Genomic DNA, 14,753 nt, shown 5'->3' with positions numbered 1-14,753 from the left:
GCGCGCGCCGGTGGACGGCTATGGTTAGGCTTAGCGAATTCCATCCGGTGCAACCCACCGGTGTGCGGCGGAAGACGGAAGCGGCGACCATGGATATGACACTTTACGAGCTGCGGCCCAAACCAGCCCCCAGTTCCGCTCCCGCCGCCGCTCCCGCCGGCTCCGTCCTGCTGGTCGACGACGATCCCGATTTCCGCGAGATGGTGCGCACCGCCTTCGTCCGCGCCGGCTACCGCGTGCTGGAGGCGGAGAACGGCAATGCCGCGCTGGCCATCATGGCCGTCCATCCGGTCGATCTGGTGGTGACCGACATCATCATGCCGGAGGCCGACGGGTACGAGGTGATCCTGCGGCTGAAGGACCAGAAATCGCGTCCGCCCCTGATCGCGGTGACCGGCGGCAGCCTGCGCCTGCGGATGGAACTGCCGGGGATGGCCCGGCTGCTGGGCGCCGAGGCGGCCTTCGAAAAACCGGTCGACCTGAAGGCCCTGCTGGCCGAAGCCGGCCGGCTGATCGCCGCCCGCAAGGCGGCGGAAGGCAGGATTGCCGAACACAAGAGCGCCGAAAACGAGGCGGAGAGCACAGGGTGAACATCCTCATCGTCGACGACGACCGCACCAACCTGTTCATCATGGCCGCCATCGTCCGCCGGCTGGACGATGTCGAACCGGTCTCGATGGAAAGCCCGCTCGACGCCGTCGAGTGGCTGCGCGGGAACGAACCCGACCTGATCCTTTTGGACCAGATGATGCCGGACATGGACGGCATGGAACTGCTGCGCCACATCCGCGACGATGGGCGGCTGGACAATGTCCCGGTGGTGATGGTCACCGCCAACACGGCGGTCGACATCCGCGTGCGGGCGCTGGACGAGGGTTGCAACGATTTCCTGACCAAGCCGGTCGTCGTGCCGGAGGTGCAGGCGCGGCTGCGCAACCTGCTGGCCCTGCGCCAGAGCCGCGCCCTGCTGCGCGACCGCGCCGCCCTGCTGGCCGACGAGGTGGAGCGGGTGACCGCCGTCCTCCAGCGCCAGGGGGAGGAACTGGTCAAACGCCTGTCGCGCGCGTCCGAATACCGCGATCCCGAAACCGGCGCCCATATCGAACGGATGGCGCTCTATTCGCGGCTGATCGCCGAAGCGGCCGGCTGCGGCGCCGCCTATGCCCAGGAGCTGATGAAGGCGGCGCCGATGCACGACATCGGCAAGATCGGCATTCCCGACATGATCCTGCTGAAGCCGGGTCGCCTGACCCCGGAAGAGATGACGGTGATGCGCCAGCATGCCGCCATGGGCCACCGCATCCTGGCCAACAGCGATATCCCGCTCCTGCGGCTGGCGGCGGAGATCGCGCTCAGCCATCACGAGAAGTTCGACGGCAGCGGCTATCCCAACGGCGTGGCCGGGACCGGGATCCCGCTGTCCGGCCGCATCGTCGCCATCGCCGACGTGTTCGACGCCCTGACCTCCACCCGCCCCTACAAGCGGTCATGGACGCTGGAGGAGGCGCGCGCCTATCTGGTCCAGAACCGCGGCCGGCATTTCGACCCGTCCCTGCTCGACGCCTTCCTGTCGCGCTGGGACGAGGTCTGCAGGATCCACCACGAGAACGCCGACGAACTGGCGCATCCGGTCCCGCTCGACGTATGAGCCGAGCGGGGGCTTTCAGTTGACGATGCGCCAGGTCCCGTCGGGCTGGAGACAGGCGGTGCCGTAGACCGGCTGCGACCGGCCGCCGACCATGGCGCGGCTCTGGTATTCGCGGCATTGCTGACCGCTGCGCGAATAATAGACCGGACCGGCCGGATCGACGCCGACCGCGGCGGGCGGCGGCGCATAATATTGGACCGGCGGCGGGGGCGCATAGACGACCGGCGGCGGCGCGTAATACTGCACCACCGGCGGGGGCGGGGCATAATAATGGTAGGGGCGGTAATAGCCGTAGCCGGGGAAAACCGGCCCGATGCCGATGCCGACCGACACCGACGTGCGCGCCTGCGCCGTTCCCGGAACCGACACCACCGCAACGGCGGCCACGGCCGCCAGAATCACAGCACCCAGGGCGACCGCCCTCCGCACCGTCTTCATCATCTCTCTCCCGCCACGACGCGAGGCCGCGGCCCCGCCGATCGCATGGCTCCGGCAGGCATCATACACCGGTCCCGCGGCGCATCACAGGGGCTGCGCGCGCGGGGCCGCGTCCAGGGCGGTATGCAGGACGATCAGATGTCGAGCGGCAGATTGTCGGGGTCGAAGCCCAGCTGCTCCACGATGGCGCGGGCGAGCGGGATGCTGGTCTCGAACCGCCATTCGGCCATGCCGGGGCGGTATTCCGACACGTTGGGCCGGCCATTGGCGAAGCGGCGCGGGTGCAGCTCGTACCAATAGATGTCGCTCAGCGACACGCCCTGTTCCTGCGCATAGGCCTCGGCAATGCGGGGCCAATCATTCACGGCGGGCTGGGGCGACCCGGCCGCCTTGGCGATGTCGGTCTGTTCCAGGAAAGCGACGATGCGCTTCCCCTCGCGCTCGAAATCGGCGACCCGGATGGTGACGGGCTGCCTTCCTTCACGCTGATAGGTCCACTCGCGGTTCTTCTCGACCAAGGCCTTGTCCACGGCAAATGCTCCGGTTTACTCCTGCAAAGGCTAACCGACCGGCCCGCCTTAAGCCAACTGTTCCGTTGCCTTATCCGAACAGGCACGGCGCATCGCTGCCGCGTGCCGTCCGGCAAGGGAGATCGCAGGTTACCAAAGCACGCTGTTTTTTCTTTGTATACGGGAATTGTGACGCCCGGCCGTCAGCCGGGCGCCTCGTCGCTCCTCTCCCTCAATATCCAATCGTCATGCCGTCGGGGTTGCGCGGGTCGGAATAGCCGTACAGCCCGTCGTCGCGCAGTTGGATGGTCTGGGTGCGGCCCATCGTCGGCTTCACCGCCACCTTGTGGCCCATCTGCTCCAGCAGACGCACGGTATCGGGGCTGAGACCCTTCTCCACCCGCAGCTCGTCGGGGGTCCACTGGTGATGGACGCGCGGCAGGGCGGCGGCCTCGGCCGGGTTCATGTTGAAGTCGATGTGGTCGATCACCGTTTCCATGGTGGTGGTGATGATGCGGCTGCCGCCGGGGCTGCCGGTGACCAGCCAGGGCTTGCCGTCCTTCAGCACGATGGTCGGCGACATCGAGCTGAGCGGCCGCTTGTAGGGCTGGACGGCGTTGGCGTCGCCGCCGACCAGGCCGAAGGCGTTGGGCACGCCCGGCTTGGCCGAGAAATCGTCCATCTCGTTGTTCAGCAGGATGCCGGTGCCCGCGGCGACGATGCCGCTGCCGAAGTTGAGGTTCAGCGTGTAGGTGGTGCTGACCACGTTGCCCTGGCTGTCCGCCACCGAGAAATGGGTGGTCTGGTCGCTCTCGTAAGGGGCCGGCTTGCCGGGCTTGATGCTGCTGGCCGGGGTCGCCTTCTCCGGATCGATCTTCGCCGCCAGCTCGTCGGCGTATTTGCGCGAGGTCAGGCCCTTCACCGGCACCTTGGTGAAGTCGGGATCGCCCAGATATTCGGAGCGGTCGGCATAGGCGAGCTTCATCGCCTCCGCCATCAGGTGGATCGCCTTGGCGCTGTCGGGGCCGTAGTCCTTCAGCGGCCAGCGTTCCAGGATGTTCAGCATCTGGATGATATGCGTCCCGCCGGAGCTGGGCGGCGGCATCGACTTGACCGTATAGCCGCGGTAGGTGCCGCTGACCGGCTCGCGCTCCACCACCTTGTAGGCCCTCAGGTCCTCCTTGGTGATGTAGCCGCCGTGTTTGGCCATCTCCGCCGCGATTTTTTCGGCGATGGCGCCTTCATAGAAGGCCTTCGCCCCCTGCTGGGCGATCATCTCCAGCGAATTGGCGAGGTCGGGGTTGGCCAGCGTCTCGCCGGCGGTGAGCGGGCGGCCGTCCTTGAAGAAGATGGATTTGGTGGCGTCCCACGCCGCCAGATGGTCGCGCTCGACCTCCAGCAGGCCGGCCAGCTGCGGGGTGACGGTGTAGCCGTCCCGCGCCAGCTTGATCGCCGGGGCCATCACGTCGGCCAGCTTCATCGTGCCGTATTTTTCCAGCGCATGCGCCAGCCCGGCGACGGTGCCGGGGATGCCGACCGCCAGATGGGTGTAGAGCGAGCGGTCGGGGACCACCTTGCCCTGCTGGTCGAGATACATGTCGCGGAAGGCCTTGGCCGGGGCCATCTCGCGGAAGTCGATGGCGACGTCCCTGCCGCTCTTGGCGTCATGGACGACCATGAAGCCGCCGCCGCCGACATTGCCGGCGTTCGGCAGCACCACCGCCAGGGCGAAGCCGACGGCCACCGCCGCATCGACCGCATTGCCGCCGCGCTTGAGGATGTCGACGCCGATCTCGGTCGCCAGCCGGTGTTCGGAGGCGACCATCCCGTTCTGGCCGCGGACGGGATAGAAGATGTCGTAGCCGATGTCGTAGCGGACCGAGGCCGGTGCGGAGGTGGCCTTCTGGGCGAGCGCCGGCACCGGCAGCACGAGTGCCGAACCTAGGGCCGAGCCGACGCAGAGCGCCGCCAACGCCGCAACGGCGGAACGGGATCGAATAGCGGGGAACCACATGCGGTGAATCTCCTGAGCGGGACGTCAGGTCGGGGGCCGCAGCCCGGTGGAAGGCAGGATGTCACACCCGCCTTCCCCGGTCTTCACCCCGTCGCTGGTCTGCCCAACAATTCACCATCAGGGTTAATGGCGTCGCGCATTCCCGTGAATGGAATGCGACAGACGGTGAACGGATCCGATCCGGCGTGCCGCCGGTCAGTAGGTCTCCGCCATGCGCGAATGGCCGACATGCCCCGACTCGCCATAGGAGCCCCGGGGGCCGTCATGGCCCAGCCGGTCATGCTGGTGGCCGGACAGGCGTTCCTTGACCGGGCAATGGCCGCTCATGCCACGGGCGACCAGGGCGGCGCCGACCAGCCCCATGATGGCGCCGGGAATGCTGGCGCCCTTGCGCAGGCCGCCCGCCGCGACGGCGAGGCCGAGACCGGTCGAGACGATGCGCTCGCCCATGCCCAAGTTGGTGTGGCCTTCGAACACGCTGTCGTAAGCGTCGCGGATCGTGGATTGGGCGTTCATGGCTGCTCCGGGGCTGAAATGGACTGGGACCGCCCTTCCAACGCCGCGACGCCCCTTCCTGTTCCCTCCGGAGACCTCACGGGGCCGCGCTCAGCCCTCCACCGCCGCCATGTCGCGGATGGAGCGGACCAGCCGGGACGGTTCGATCGGCTTGGACAGCACGGTCAGCTCCACCTCCTGCGCCGCGGCGGTGGAGGTCAGATCCTCGGCATAGCCGGTGACCATCAGGATCGGCGTCGCGTCGCGACGGGCGCGCAGGGTGCGGGCCATCTCCAGACCGGTCATCCCCGGCATCATGTGGTCGGTGACGATCACGTCCGGCCGGAAGCCGTGGTCGAGCAGCGAGAGGGCCGCCGCCGCGTCGGCCGCCTCGCGCACCGCGAAGCCCGCCTGTTCCAGATAGCCGGCGGTGGCGCTGCGCACCAGCTCCTCGTCATCCACCAGCAGGACGGCACAGCCCTCGCCGATGCCCACCGCGTCCGCCCTCTCCGTCTCCGGCGCCGGGGGCGCTGCCGTCCCGGTGGACGCCGGTCCGGCGGAGGGTGCATCCGCCTCCTGACGGGCGCGCGGCAGATAGAGCGTCACCGTGGTGCCCAGCCCCTGCCGGCTGTCCAGCTCCACCCCGCCGCCGGACTGGGTCGCCAGCCCGTGCACCATGCTGAGGCCCAGCCCGGTGCCGCGCCCGACCTCCTTGGTGGTGAAGAAGGGTTCGAAGGCGCGTGCCTGCACCTCGGCCGGCATGCCGGTGCCGGTGTCGCGCACCCGCAGCACGACATAGTCGCCGGCCGCCATGCCGAGCACGGGCCCGGCGCCGACCGACCGGTTGCCGGCCAGGATCCACAGCGTGCCGCCGCCGGGCATGGCGTCGCGGGCGTTCAGCGCCAGGTTCAGCACCGCCATTTCCAACTGGGTCGGGTCGATCATCGCCGGCCACAGGTCGGGCGCGACCTCCGTTTCGATCCGCACCGACTGGCCCAGCGTGCGGCCGAGCAGGCGGCTGACCCGCTCCACCAGCGCCGCGACGTCGACCGGGACCGGGCGAAGCTGCTGCCGGCGCGAGAAGGCCAGCAGATGCTGGGTCAGGGTCGCCCCCCGCTCCACCGCCTGCAAGGCCAGCCGCGCCGGGCCGGTGATGCGCTCGTCCTCGGTGCGGCTGTCGATGACGTGCAGATTGATGCCGATGGCCTGGAGAAGATTGTTGAAATCATGGGCGACGCCGCCGGTCAGCTGGCCGATCGCCTCCATCTTCTGGCTTTGGCGCAGGGCGTGTTCGGCCTGCTCCCGCCCCTCCACCGCGCGGCGGGCGGCGTCCATCGCCCAGGTCGCCGCCTCGTACGCGCTGAACTGGCGGGCCAGCGCCCACAGCGACAGCAGCAGTGCGGCGATGCCGATGGTTCCGGCGGCCCCGATGGTCCAGGCCTGGATGCGCCACTCGCTCAGCACGGCGTCCAGCCTGCGGGTGACGTTGACGACCAGCGGATAGTCGGCCAGCGCCCGCGTCGCCACCAGACGGGCGCCGTCGTTCAGCCCCTTGGCGGAGAGGAAGACGCCCGACCTCGCATGCTCCAGCACCTTCAGGAATTGGCCCTGGCCCAGCGGCCGGCCGATATCCGGCAGCATCGGATGGCGGGCCAGCAGGATGCCGTCGCGCCGCCACAGGCTGATGCTGCCGTCGGCATCCGGCTGCAGGGCCTTGTAGATCCTCTCGAAATAGCTCAGCTCGATGGCGCCCAGCACCAGCCCGACGAAACCGCCGTCCGGGCCGCTGATCCGGCGGGCCAGATAGATGGTCCAGCTGCCGTTGCCGCGGTTGCGCACCGGTTCGCTGATGAAGGGTTCGGTGGTGTCGTGGTCGCGCAGATAGGCGAAATAATCCCGGTCGGACACGTTGACCCGCGGAATCGGGTAATAGCGCGAGAAGTTGATCAGGTGGCCGTCGGCCGCGATCATCGTCACCGCGTCCAGCTGCGGCAATCCGGTGATCCGCGCGCGCAGCATCTGGTAGGTGTCGCGCCCGCCCATCCGGCGGACATAGTCCTCGGGCGTCGCAACGCCCTCCGCCTTCAACTGCTCGATGATGGTGGTCAGGACCAGATCGACGCTCTGCGTCGCGCTGGCCGTCTGTTCCGCCAGCGACAGATTCAAGGTGGACAGCTCGCGCTCCGCCCCCGCCAGTTCGCGCTCGCGCATGCTGACGATATAGTGGATCGTCGCCGTCAGCAGCACGGCGACCGACAGCCCGCCGATCAGCAGCAGGATGCGCATTGGCCGGCTGGCCCGCAGATGGGCCAGCCACTGGTAGGCCGGCGGAACCGGTGTGCCACCGTCCGGCTGCGCGGTCCTTTCGGGAGAGATCAAAGCTTGCCTATGGTTTAGTGACGCACCGACCGAGCGGAATGATCCAAAGGCCATAACGCCGCGTCAAGCATGTCAAGGTTAATAGAACCTTGACGATTTCGGTTTCCGGGCCGCCGACCGGCGACGGATCGCGGCGGTCAGGCCCGCGCCCGCAGCGGGGACGGCAGCTTCAGGACCGACAGCGCCAGACCGGCGAAGACCAGCAGCCCGCCGGCCAGCTTCGCCGCGGTGAAGGTCTCGCCCAGCAGCAGCGCGCTGGAACTCATGCCGAAGATCGGCACCAGCAGCGAGAAGGGGGCGACCAGGCTGGCCGGGTAATGGCGCATCAGGAAGCCCCAGGCGGCGAAGCCGAACAGCGTCGCCGCCGCCGCGATGTAGACCAGCGAGCCGACCCCGACCAGCGTCAGCGTGGTGAAGGCGTGAAGGATGCGCTCCGGCCCCTCCAGCGCCAGCGACATCGCCAGCAGCGGCAGCGGCGGGATCAGGCTGACCCAGACCATCAGGCTGAACAGGTCCGGCGCCTTGGCCTGCTTCATCACGATGTTCGACACGCCCCAGGCCGCCGCCGCGGCCAGCGTCAGCCCGAGGCCGAGCAGCGAGTCGCCCGCCGGCATCTCCAGCGCGATCAGCCCGACGCCGGCGAAGGCGACCACCATGCCGCCGATCTGCCGCGGCCCCGGCCGGTCGCCCAGCACGAAGGCGGCGAAGATGGCGGTGAAGAAGGCCTGCGCCTGCAGCACCAGCGAGGCGAGCCCCGCCGGCATGCCGACGTCGATGCCCAGGAACAGCAGCGGGAACTTCACCACGCCCAGCATCACGCCGATGCCGATCACATAGCGCCAGGGCACCGGCGGCCCCTTGCCCCAGCCCAGCACCACCACCGGCAGCGCCGCCAGCGCGAAGCGCAGGCAGGAGAAGAGAAGCGGCGGGAAATCGCGCAATCCGACCTTGATCGCGACGAAGTTGAAGCCCCAGACGGCGGCAACCGCCACGGCGAGCAGGATGTGGGAAGCACGCATGATGGGGAGGCTAAACGGGCGCTGCGGCGGCGGTCAATCGGATGCGGGGCGCGCTTCCCGCGTGGCTGACCTGCGCCCCGCAACCAAGGGCAGGCGTCACGAATCCGCGTGCAGGATCCGGCATTCGTCCGACGCGTTGATCGCCCAGGACGATCCCGCCAGCAGCATCGTGCCGAGTTCACCAAGGCCGGTGCTGCGGAAGCTGACGCGGTGGGCGCGGGCCAGCGGCTCCATTTCCTCCAGAAAGCCCTTGGTCGGCACGGCGACATAGAGGCTGCCGTTCGGCAGGCCGCGGGCGCTCAGCGACAGGCGCGTTCCCAGATCGGGGCTGACGGTCAGGTCGTAACGTTCGCCGGGCTTCACCACGGCCCCACTGTCCGACGGGGTGAAGCCCGACAGGATGAAGCCCGATTCGGTGGAGGCGGTGCGGAAGGTCAGGCGCGGCGCGGCGTTCTGCCCGACCGGGATCCCGCGCTCCGCGACGCAGAAACGCTTGCCGTTCGTCGGCGTGTGGATGGTGACGGTCCAACCCTTGCCGGAACCGAAGGGCTTGGCCGGCCCGTCCTCCAGCCCGGCGGCGGGCGGCGCTGCCGCCGGCGGCGGCGGCACGGTCTCGCAGGCGGAAAGCGCCAGCGCCAAGCCGGCCAGCAGGGCCCCGGTCAGCAGGGTCGAAGGCGTCGCCGCCCGGACGGCGCGGCGGTCCCTGAAGGCCGGCCGCAGTCGGACGACGGGTGCAAGGTGCGGCCGATCCATCGCGGCGTCCTCCCCATCCCTGATCATGATGCGGCGACTTCCATACCACGTTCGCATGCCCCCGCGCGACGGTCGCGGGAATGGTTTCGGCTGTGCTAGAACCAGGGGCCCTGTCGCAGCAAGCCCCCGGTTGCCATGCCCCACGCCGACTTCATCCACCTGCGCGTGCATTCCGCCTATTCGCTGTCGGAAGGCGCCATCAAGGTGAAGGAGCTGGTCAAGCTCTGCCTGAAACAGCAGATGCCGGCCGTCGCGGTCACCGACACCGGCAACCTGTTCGGCGCGCTGGAATTCGCGCTGGCGGCATCCGATGCCGGCGTGCAGCCGATCATCGGCACCGTGCTGGGCATCACCCGCGTCGGTCCCGCCCAGACGAAGCCCGGCTTGCCCGGCAAGGCGGCGGCCACCCCCGACCAGCTCGTCCTGCTCTGCCAGAACGAGGAGGGTTACCGCAACCTGACGGCGCTGGTGTCCAAGGCCTTCCTGGAGTCGGACCCGCTGGCCGGCCCGCAGGTGACGCTGGACGCGCTGGAGGGGCGGTCCGCCGGGCTGATCGCGCTGACCGGCGGCCCCGGCGGCTCCATCGGACGGCTGCTGCACGAGGGGCAGAAGGATCTGGCGCTGGAGGTGCTGCAAAAGCTGAAACGCCTCTTCCCCGGCCGCCTCTATGTCGAGCTGCAGCGGCACGAGGGCGGGCGCGGCCATTTCGCCACGGTGGAGAACGCCGTCGAGCCGGCGCTGATCGACCTCGCCTATGCCCACGGCCTGCCGCTGGTCGCCACCAACGACTGCTATTTCGCCACCGCGGACATGTACGAGGCGCACGACGCGCTGCTCTGCATCGCCGAGGGCGCCTATCTCAGCCAGGAGGACCGCCGCCGCCTGACCCCCGACCACCGCTTCAAGTCGGCGGAGGAGATGCGGCTGCTGTTCGCCGACCTGCCGGAGGCGGTGGACAACACGGTGGCCATCGCCCGGCGCTGCTCCTTCCTGCTGAAGCCGATCAAGCCGATCCTGCCGCCGTTCGCCTGCGAAGGCGGCCGCACCGAGGATGACGAGTTGCGCGCCCAGTCGCGCGCCGGCCTGGAGATGCGGCTGGAGAAGGTCGTCTTCACCCCCGACATGACGCCGGAACAGCGCGAGGAAACCCGCAAGACCTATTTCGAGCGGCTTGAGTTCGAGCTGGACGTCATCGTCAAGATGAAGTTCCCCGGCTACTTCCTGATCGTGTCGGACTTCATCAAATGGGCGAAGAACCACGACATCCCCGTCGGCCCCGGCCGCGGTTCGGGTGCCGGCTCCGTCGTCGCCTGGGCCCTGACCATCACCGACCTCGACCCGCTGCGCTTCGGCCTGCTGTTCGAGCGTTTCCTGAACCCCGAACGCGTGTCGATGCCCGACTTCGACATCGACTTCTGCCAGGACCGCCGCGAAGAGGTCATCCGCTACGTCCAGAACAAGTACGGCTACGACCGCGTCGCCCAGATCATCACCTTCGGTAAGCTGCAGGCGAGAGCCGTGCTGCGCGACGTAGGCCGCGTGCTGCAGATGCCCTACGGGCAGGTCGACAAGATCTGCAAGATGGTGCCGAACAACCCGGCCAACCCGGTGACCTTGCAGCAGGCGCTGGACAGCGAGGAGATGCTGCGGCAGGCACGCGACAGCGACGACACCGTGCGCCATCTGATCGACATCGCGCTGAAGCTGGAAGGGCTCTACCGCCACGCCTCGACCCACGCCGCCGGCGTGGTGATCGCCGACCGGCCGCTGCAGGAGCTGGTGCCGCTGTACCGAGACCCGCGCTCCGACATGCCGGTCACCCAGTTCAACATGAAGTATGTCGAACAGGCCGGTCTGGTGAAGTTCGACTTCCTGGGATTGAAGACGCTGACCGTGCTGAAGACGGCGGTGGATCTGATCCCCGAGAAGCCGGACCTGACCACCGTTCCGCTGGACGACGAGAAGAGCTACCAGCTGCTCAGCCGGGCCGAGGCGACCGGCGTGTTCCAGCTGGAAAGCTCGGGCATGCGCGACGTTCTGCGCCGGCTGAAGCCGAACCGGCTGGAGGACATCATCGCGCTGGTGTCGCTCTACCGTCCCGGCCCGATGGACAACATCCCGAAATACATCCGGGTGAAGAACGGCGAGGAAAAAGCCGACTACATGCATGACAGCCTGGAAGGCATCCTGAAGGAGACCTTCGGGATCATGATCTACCAGGAACAGGTCATGCAGATCGCCCAGGTGCTGTCCGGCTATTCGCTGGGCGGCGCCGATCTTCTGCGCCGCGCCATGGGCAAGAAGATCAAGGAGGAGATGGACAACCAGCGCAAGATCTTCTGCGACGGCGCGGAGGCGCGCGGCGTCAAGGCCGATCTGGCCAGCATGATCTTCGATCAGGTCATGAAGTTCGCCGGCTACGGCTTCAACAAGTCCCACGCCGCCGCCTACGCCCTGGTCGCCTATCACACCGCCTATCTGAAGGCGAACCATCCGGTGGAGTTCATGGCGGCGTCGATGACGCTCGACCTCGGCAACACCGACAAACTGAACATCTTCCGCCAGGAGCTGTTGCGGCTTCGAATTAAGCTGCTGAGTCCGGACATCAACAGATCCGACTCCATCTTCGGGGTGGAACAGCTGCCCGACGGCACCAAGGCGGTGCGTTACGCGCTCGCCGCCGTCAAGGGCGTCGGCCTGCCCGCAATGAAGGCGGTGGTGGAGGAGCGACGGAAGAACGGTCCGTTCAGGAGCCTGTTCGACTTCGCCCGCCGGCTCGATCTGAAAACCATCAACAAGCGCCAGCTTGAGAATCTCACTTGCGCCGGTGCCTTCGATGGGCTGAACCCCAACCGCGCCCAAGTCCATGCCGCACTCGAAAGCATCATTAGCTATGCTCAAACCGAGGCCGCTGAGCGCGCGGGTGGCACTGATAACCTCTTCGGCCGCGGGGAGGGCGGCCTTCCGGAACCAAGACTGCCCAAAGTTAAGGAATGGGAACAGCTAGAAAAGCTGAACCACGAGTTCGGCGCCATCGGCTTCCATCTGTCGGCTCACCCTCTAGATGCCTATTCCGGCCCGCTGGGCCGCATGAAGGTGGTGCGTTCGGCCGAACTCCAGACCGCCATCGCGAAGGGCGGCTCCACCCGCTACAAGATGGCCGGCATCATCGTCTCGAAGAAGGAGAAGACCGCCAAGTCTGGCAACCGCTTCGCCTTCGTCGAGCTGTCGGACACCACTGGCAGCTATGAGGTGATGCTGTTCTCGGAGGTGCTGGCGGCTAACCGCGCCATGCTTGAGCCTAATAGCCCGGTGCTGATGACGGTGGACGCCCAATTGAACGGCGAGGAGGTCCGCCTGACCTGCCAGGAGATCAAGCCGCTGGAGGAGGCCGTCGCCTCGGTCAGCGCCGGCCTGCGCGTCGTGCTGCGCGACCCCGGCCCGATCGAGCATCTGCGCGCCACGCTCGACCGGCTGTCGCGCGGCAAGAGCCGCATCAACGTGCTGGTGGAGGTCGACCCGCTGAAGGAAATCGAGATCGAACTTCCCGGCAGCTACACCATCACCGCGCAGAGCCGTTCGGCCCTGAAGGCGGTGCCGGGCGTGGTGGAGGTGGCGGAACTGTGAGCAAAGCGGCGGCACCCGCCTTCGGCCGCTTTATCGCCATCGACTGGTCCGGCGCCCGCGGCAAACGCTATGCCGGCATCGCGGTGGCGGAGTGCGGGACGGGCGACGCCGCCCCCAGGCTGGTCGAGGGTCCCGGCGGCTGGTGGTCGCGGACGGCGGTGTTCGACTGGCTGCGCGCGGAACTGGCGCGCGAACCGGCCCCGGTCGGACCAACATTGGTCGGCATCGACTGCGCCTTCTCCCTGCCCTTCGCGGTGGCGGCGCGCGGCTTTCCCGGCCGGCAGGCGACGGTCTTCGACCTGTGGGACGCGGTGGAGGAGGTCTGCGCCGGAGAGCCGGACTTCAGCGGCGGCCCCTTCGCCAGCCATCCGCTGCACGGGCTGGGCTTCTGGCATGGCGGGCCGCAGCCGGACTGGTACGAGGACCCGCACCGCGCCACCGAATGGGCCTGCCGCGCCGACGGGCTGGGTCACCCGCAGAGCCCCTACAAGCTGATCGGGTCAAAGCAGGTCGGCAAGGGCGCGCTGGCCGGCATGCGGGTGCTGCGCGCGCTGCGCACCGCCCTGCCCGGCCGGCTGGCGGTCTGGCCCTTCGAGGATCCGGCGCCGGGGACAAGCGTGATGGTGGAGATCTACCCGCGCCTGTTCCTGAAACACACCGGCTTCGGCCAGCGCAAGATCCGCGACGGCGCAGAAATGGACGAGGCGCTGCGCCGGCTGGGCTCGCACCCTTTGCGGCGGTCCGGTATGGTCAGCGACCATGACAGCGACGCGCTGGTGTCGGCCGCCGGCCTTCGCCGGCTCGCGGCAAAGGCGGCAGCCTGGACGCCGCCGGGACTGGACGACACCGCGCGGCGGCGAGAGGGTTGGATTTTCGGGGTGGGGATGACCGGATCATGACGGCAATCGGCATCGCGCCGGCACAGGACCTTGCGCGGGGCTCCCGCCGTCCGGCCATCGACGTGGCGCGCGGGCTGGCGCTGGTCGCGATGGCGGCCTATCACGGCAGCTGGGACGCCACCTATTTCGGGCTCGCCCGCTTCGATTTGCTGGGCGATCCGCTGTGGCTGGCGGCGCGCGCCGTGATCCTGTCCAGCTTCCTGCTGCTGGCCGGCATCGGGCTGGTGCTGGCGACCCGCGACGGGCTCGATCCGGGGCGCTTCCTGCGCCGGCTGGGACGGGTGGCGGCCGGGGCCGCGGCGGTTTCGGCGGCGTCCTACGCCCTGTTCCCCGACAGCCCGATCTTCTTCGGCGTGCTGCACCACATCGCGGTGGCGAGCGTCATCGGCCTTGCCTTCGTCCGCCTGCCGGCCGCCGTGACCCTGGCGACGGCGGCGGTTGCTGTGCTGATCGGGACGACGCAAAGCCTCCCGCTGTTCGACAGCCCGTGGCTGCGCTGGATCGGGCTGACCACGGTGGCGCCGGACTCCAACGACTTCGTCCCGCTGCTGCCCTGGATCGGCGGCGTTCTGGCCGGAATCGGGCTGGCGCGCCTGTGGCCGGCGATGGGCGAGGGCGTGGAGGTGACCGGCGGCGGCGGACGGCTTCTGGCATGGGCTGGGCGGCACAGCCTTGCGGTCTATCTGCTGCACCAGCCGCTGCTGTTCGGCATCGCCTGGGCCGCGGCGCAGCTGTCGCCGGTGGAGACGCCTGCCGCACGCGATTTCCAGGCGGCCTGCGTGTCGAGTTGCGAGCGCGCCGGGGTGTCGTCGGCGACCTGCACCGCCAATTGCCGCTGCGTGCAGTCGGAACTGGTGCGGAACGGAGTGTGGGAGGGATTCGTCGCCAACCGCCTCAGCGAGCGCGATCAGCGTGGCCTTGAGGCTGCGGTCGCCGCCTGTCGCAAGCCCTGACGGCAGCGGTCGGATCGGC

Annotated in this window: 12 protein-coding genes; 5 read left to right on the top strand and 7 right to left on the bottom strand. The window is 68.6% G+C overall.

Translation table 11 applies throughout. From position 1 onward, the window contains the following. The first annotated feature begins 89 nt into the window (after positions 1 to 89). Entirely contained in the window at positions 90 to 590 is a 501-nt protein-coding gene (locus FZ938_RS24770; RefSeq protein WP_149201084.1) for a response regulator, read from the top strand. Continuing rightward, positions 587 to 1,648 (top strand): HD-GYP domain-containing protein, encoded by a 1,062-nt coding sequence (locus FZ938_RS24765; protein WP_149201083.1) that lies wholly within the window; start codon positions 587 to 589, stop codon positions 1,646 to 1,648. Before FZ938_RS24770 ends, FZ938_RS24765 begins: the two co-directional genes overlap by 4 nt. Before the next feature lie 15 nt (positions 1,649 to 1,663). Here FZ938_RS24765 and FZ938_RS24760 read toward each other — a convergent pair whose 3' ends face one another. The 7 genes from FZ938_RS24760 to FZ938_RS24730 all read right to left on the bottom strand — a co-directional run bounded on the left by FZ938_RS24760 (position 1,664) and on the right by FZ938_RS24730 (position 9,255). After that, a complete protein-coding gene (locus FZ938_RS24760; protein WP_149201190.1) occupies positions 1,664 to 2,086 on the bottom strand; it encodes a hypothetical protein in 423 nt (140 codons plus the stop codon). A gap of 134 nt (positions 2,087 to 2,220) precedes the next feature. Beyond that, positions 2,221 to 2,616: a hypothetical protein gene (locus tag FZ938_RS24755; RefSeq protein WP_149201082.1), complete on the bottom strand. Its 396-nt coding sequence runs from the start codon at positions 2,614 to 2,616 to the stop codon at positions 2,221 to 2,223. A 211-nt stretch (positions 2,617 to 2,827) separates the two neighbouring features. Then, on the bottom strand, positions 2,828 to 4,609 hold the full coding sequence (gene ggt, locus FZ938_RS24750; protein WP_149201081.1) for a gamma-glutamyltransferase: 1,782 nt from the start codon (positions 4,607 to 4,609) through the stop codon (positions 2,828 to 2,830). Positions 4,610 to 4,804: 195 nt separating this feature from the next. Further along, positions 4,805 to 5,125 carry a YgaP family membrane protein gene (locus FZ938_RS24745; RefSeq protein WP_149201080.1) on the bottom strand — a complete coding sequence of 107 codons (321 nt, stop codon included), beginning with the start codon at positions 5,123 to 5,125 and terminating at the stop codon, positions 4,805 to 4,807. Between the two features lie 90 nt (positions 5,126 to 5,215). Beyond that, the gene (locus FZ938_RS24740; protein ID WP_174757096.1) at positions 5,216 to 7,483 is read right to left on the bottom strand and encodes a hybrid sensor histidine kinase/response regulator; all 2,268 of its coding nucleotides are present in this window, start codon (positions 7,481 to 7,483) and stop codon (positions 5,216 to 5,218) included. Between the two features lie 137 nt (positions 7,484 to 7,620). Further along, complete coding sequence (locus FZ938_RS24735; RefSeq protein ID WP_149201078.1) at positions 7,621 to 8,502, bottom strand: EamA family transporter; 882 nt, start codon at positions 8,500 to 8,502, stop codon at positions 7,621 to 7,623. A 96-nt stretch (positions 8,503 to 8,598) separates the two neighbouring features. Then, on the bottom strand, positions 8,599 to 9,255 hold the full coding sequence (locus tag FZ938_RS24730) for a hypothetical protein (protein WP_149201077.1): 657 nt from the start codon (positions 9,253 to 9,255) through the stop codon (positions 8,599 to 8,601). 135 nt (positions 9,256 to 9,390) lie between these two features. Between FZ938_RS24730 and dnaE the strand changes: the two genes are divergently transcribed. The 3 genes from dnaE to FZ938_RS24715 are packed head-to-tail and all read left to right on the top strand — an operon-like array spanning position 9,391 to position 14,734. Then, complete coding sequence (gene dnaE / locus FZ938_RS24725) at positions 9,391 to 12,882, top strand: DNA polymerase III subunit alpha (RefSeq protein WP_149201076.1); 3,492 nt, start codon at positions 9,391 to 9,393, stop codon at positions 12,880 to 12,882. After that, the gene (locus tag FZ938_RS24720; RefSeq protein WP_149201075.1) at positions 12,879 to 13,781 is read left to right on the top strand and encodes a hypothetical protein; all 903 of its coding nucleotides are present in this window, start codon (positions 12,879 to 12,881) and stop codon (positions 13,779 to 13,781) included. Before dnaE ends, FZ938_RS24720 begins: the two co-directional genes overlap by 4 nt. Then, positions 13,778 to 14,734 carry an acetyltransferase domain-containing protein gene (locus tag FZ938_RS24715; RefSeq protein WP_149201074.1) on the top strand — a complete coding sequence of 319 codons (957 nt, stop codon included), beginning with the start codon at positions 13,778 to 13,780 and terminating at the stop codon, positions 14,732 to 14,734. The genes FZ938_RS24720 and FZ938_RS24715 overlap by 4 nt, the downstream gene beginning before the upstream one ends. Positions 14,735 to 14,753 lie beyond the last annotated feature (19 nt).

It is taken from the genome of Azospirillum oryzae, from assembly GCF_008364795.1.
GTDB lineage: Bacteria > Pseudomonadota > Alphaproteobacteria > Azospirillales > Azospirillaceae > Azospirillum > Azospirillum oryzae.
This window is presented reverse-complemented; position numbering and strand designations above follow the sequence as displayed.

Excerpts from the sequence above, each read along its gene's own strand:
- FZ938_RS24715 (WP_149201074.1), top strand. The coding sequence starts at position 13,778 with ATGACGGCAATCGGCATCGCGCCGGCACAGGACCTTGCGCGGGGCTCC.
- ggt (WP_149201081.1), bottom strand. The coding sequence starts at position 4,609 with ATGTGGTTCCCCGCTATTCGATCCCGTTCCGCCGTTGCGGCGTTGGCG.
- FZ938_RS24730 (WP_149201077.1), bottom strand. The coding sequence starts at position 9,255 with ATGGATCGGCCGCACCTTGCACCCGTCGTCCGACTGCGGCCGGCCTTC.
- FZ938_RS24770 (WP_149201084.1), top strand. The coding sequence starts at position 90 with ATGGATATGACACTTTACGAGCTGCGGCCCAAACCAGCCCCCAGTTCC.
- FZ938_RS24735 (WP_149201078.1), bottom strand. The coding sequence starts at position 8,502 with ATGCGTGCTTCCCACATCCTGCTCGCCGTGGCGGTTGCCGCCGTCTGG.
- FZ938_RS24745 (WP_149201080.1), bottom strand. The coding sequence starts at position 5,125 with ATGAACGCCCAATCCACGATCCGCGACGCTTACGACAGCGTGTTCGAA.
- FZ938_RS24760 (WP_149201190.1), bottom strand. The coding sequence starts at position 2,086 with ATGAAGACGGTGCGGAGGGCGGTCGCCCTGGGTGCTGTGATTCTGGCG.
- dnaE (WP_149201076.1), top strand. The coding sequence starts at position 9,391 with ATGCCCCACGCCGACTTCATCCACCTGCGCGTGCATTCCGCCTATTCG.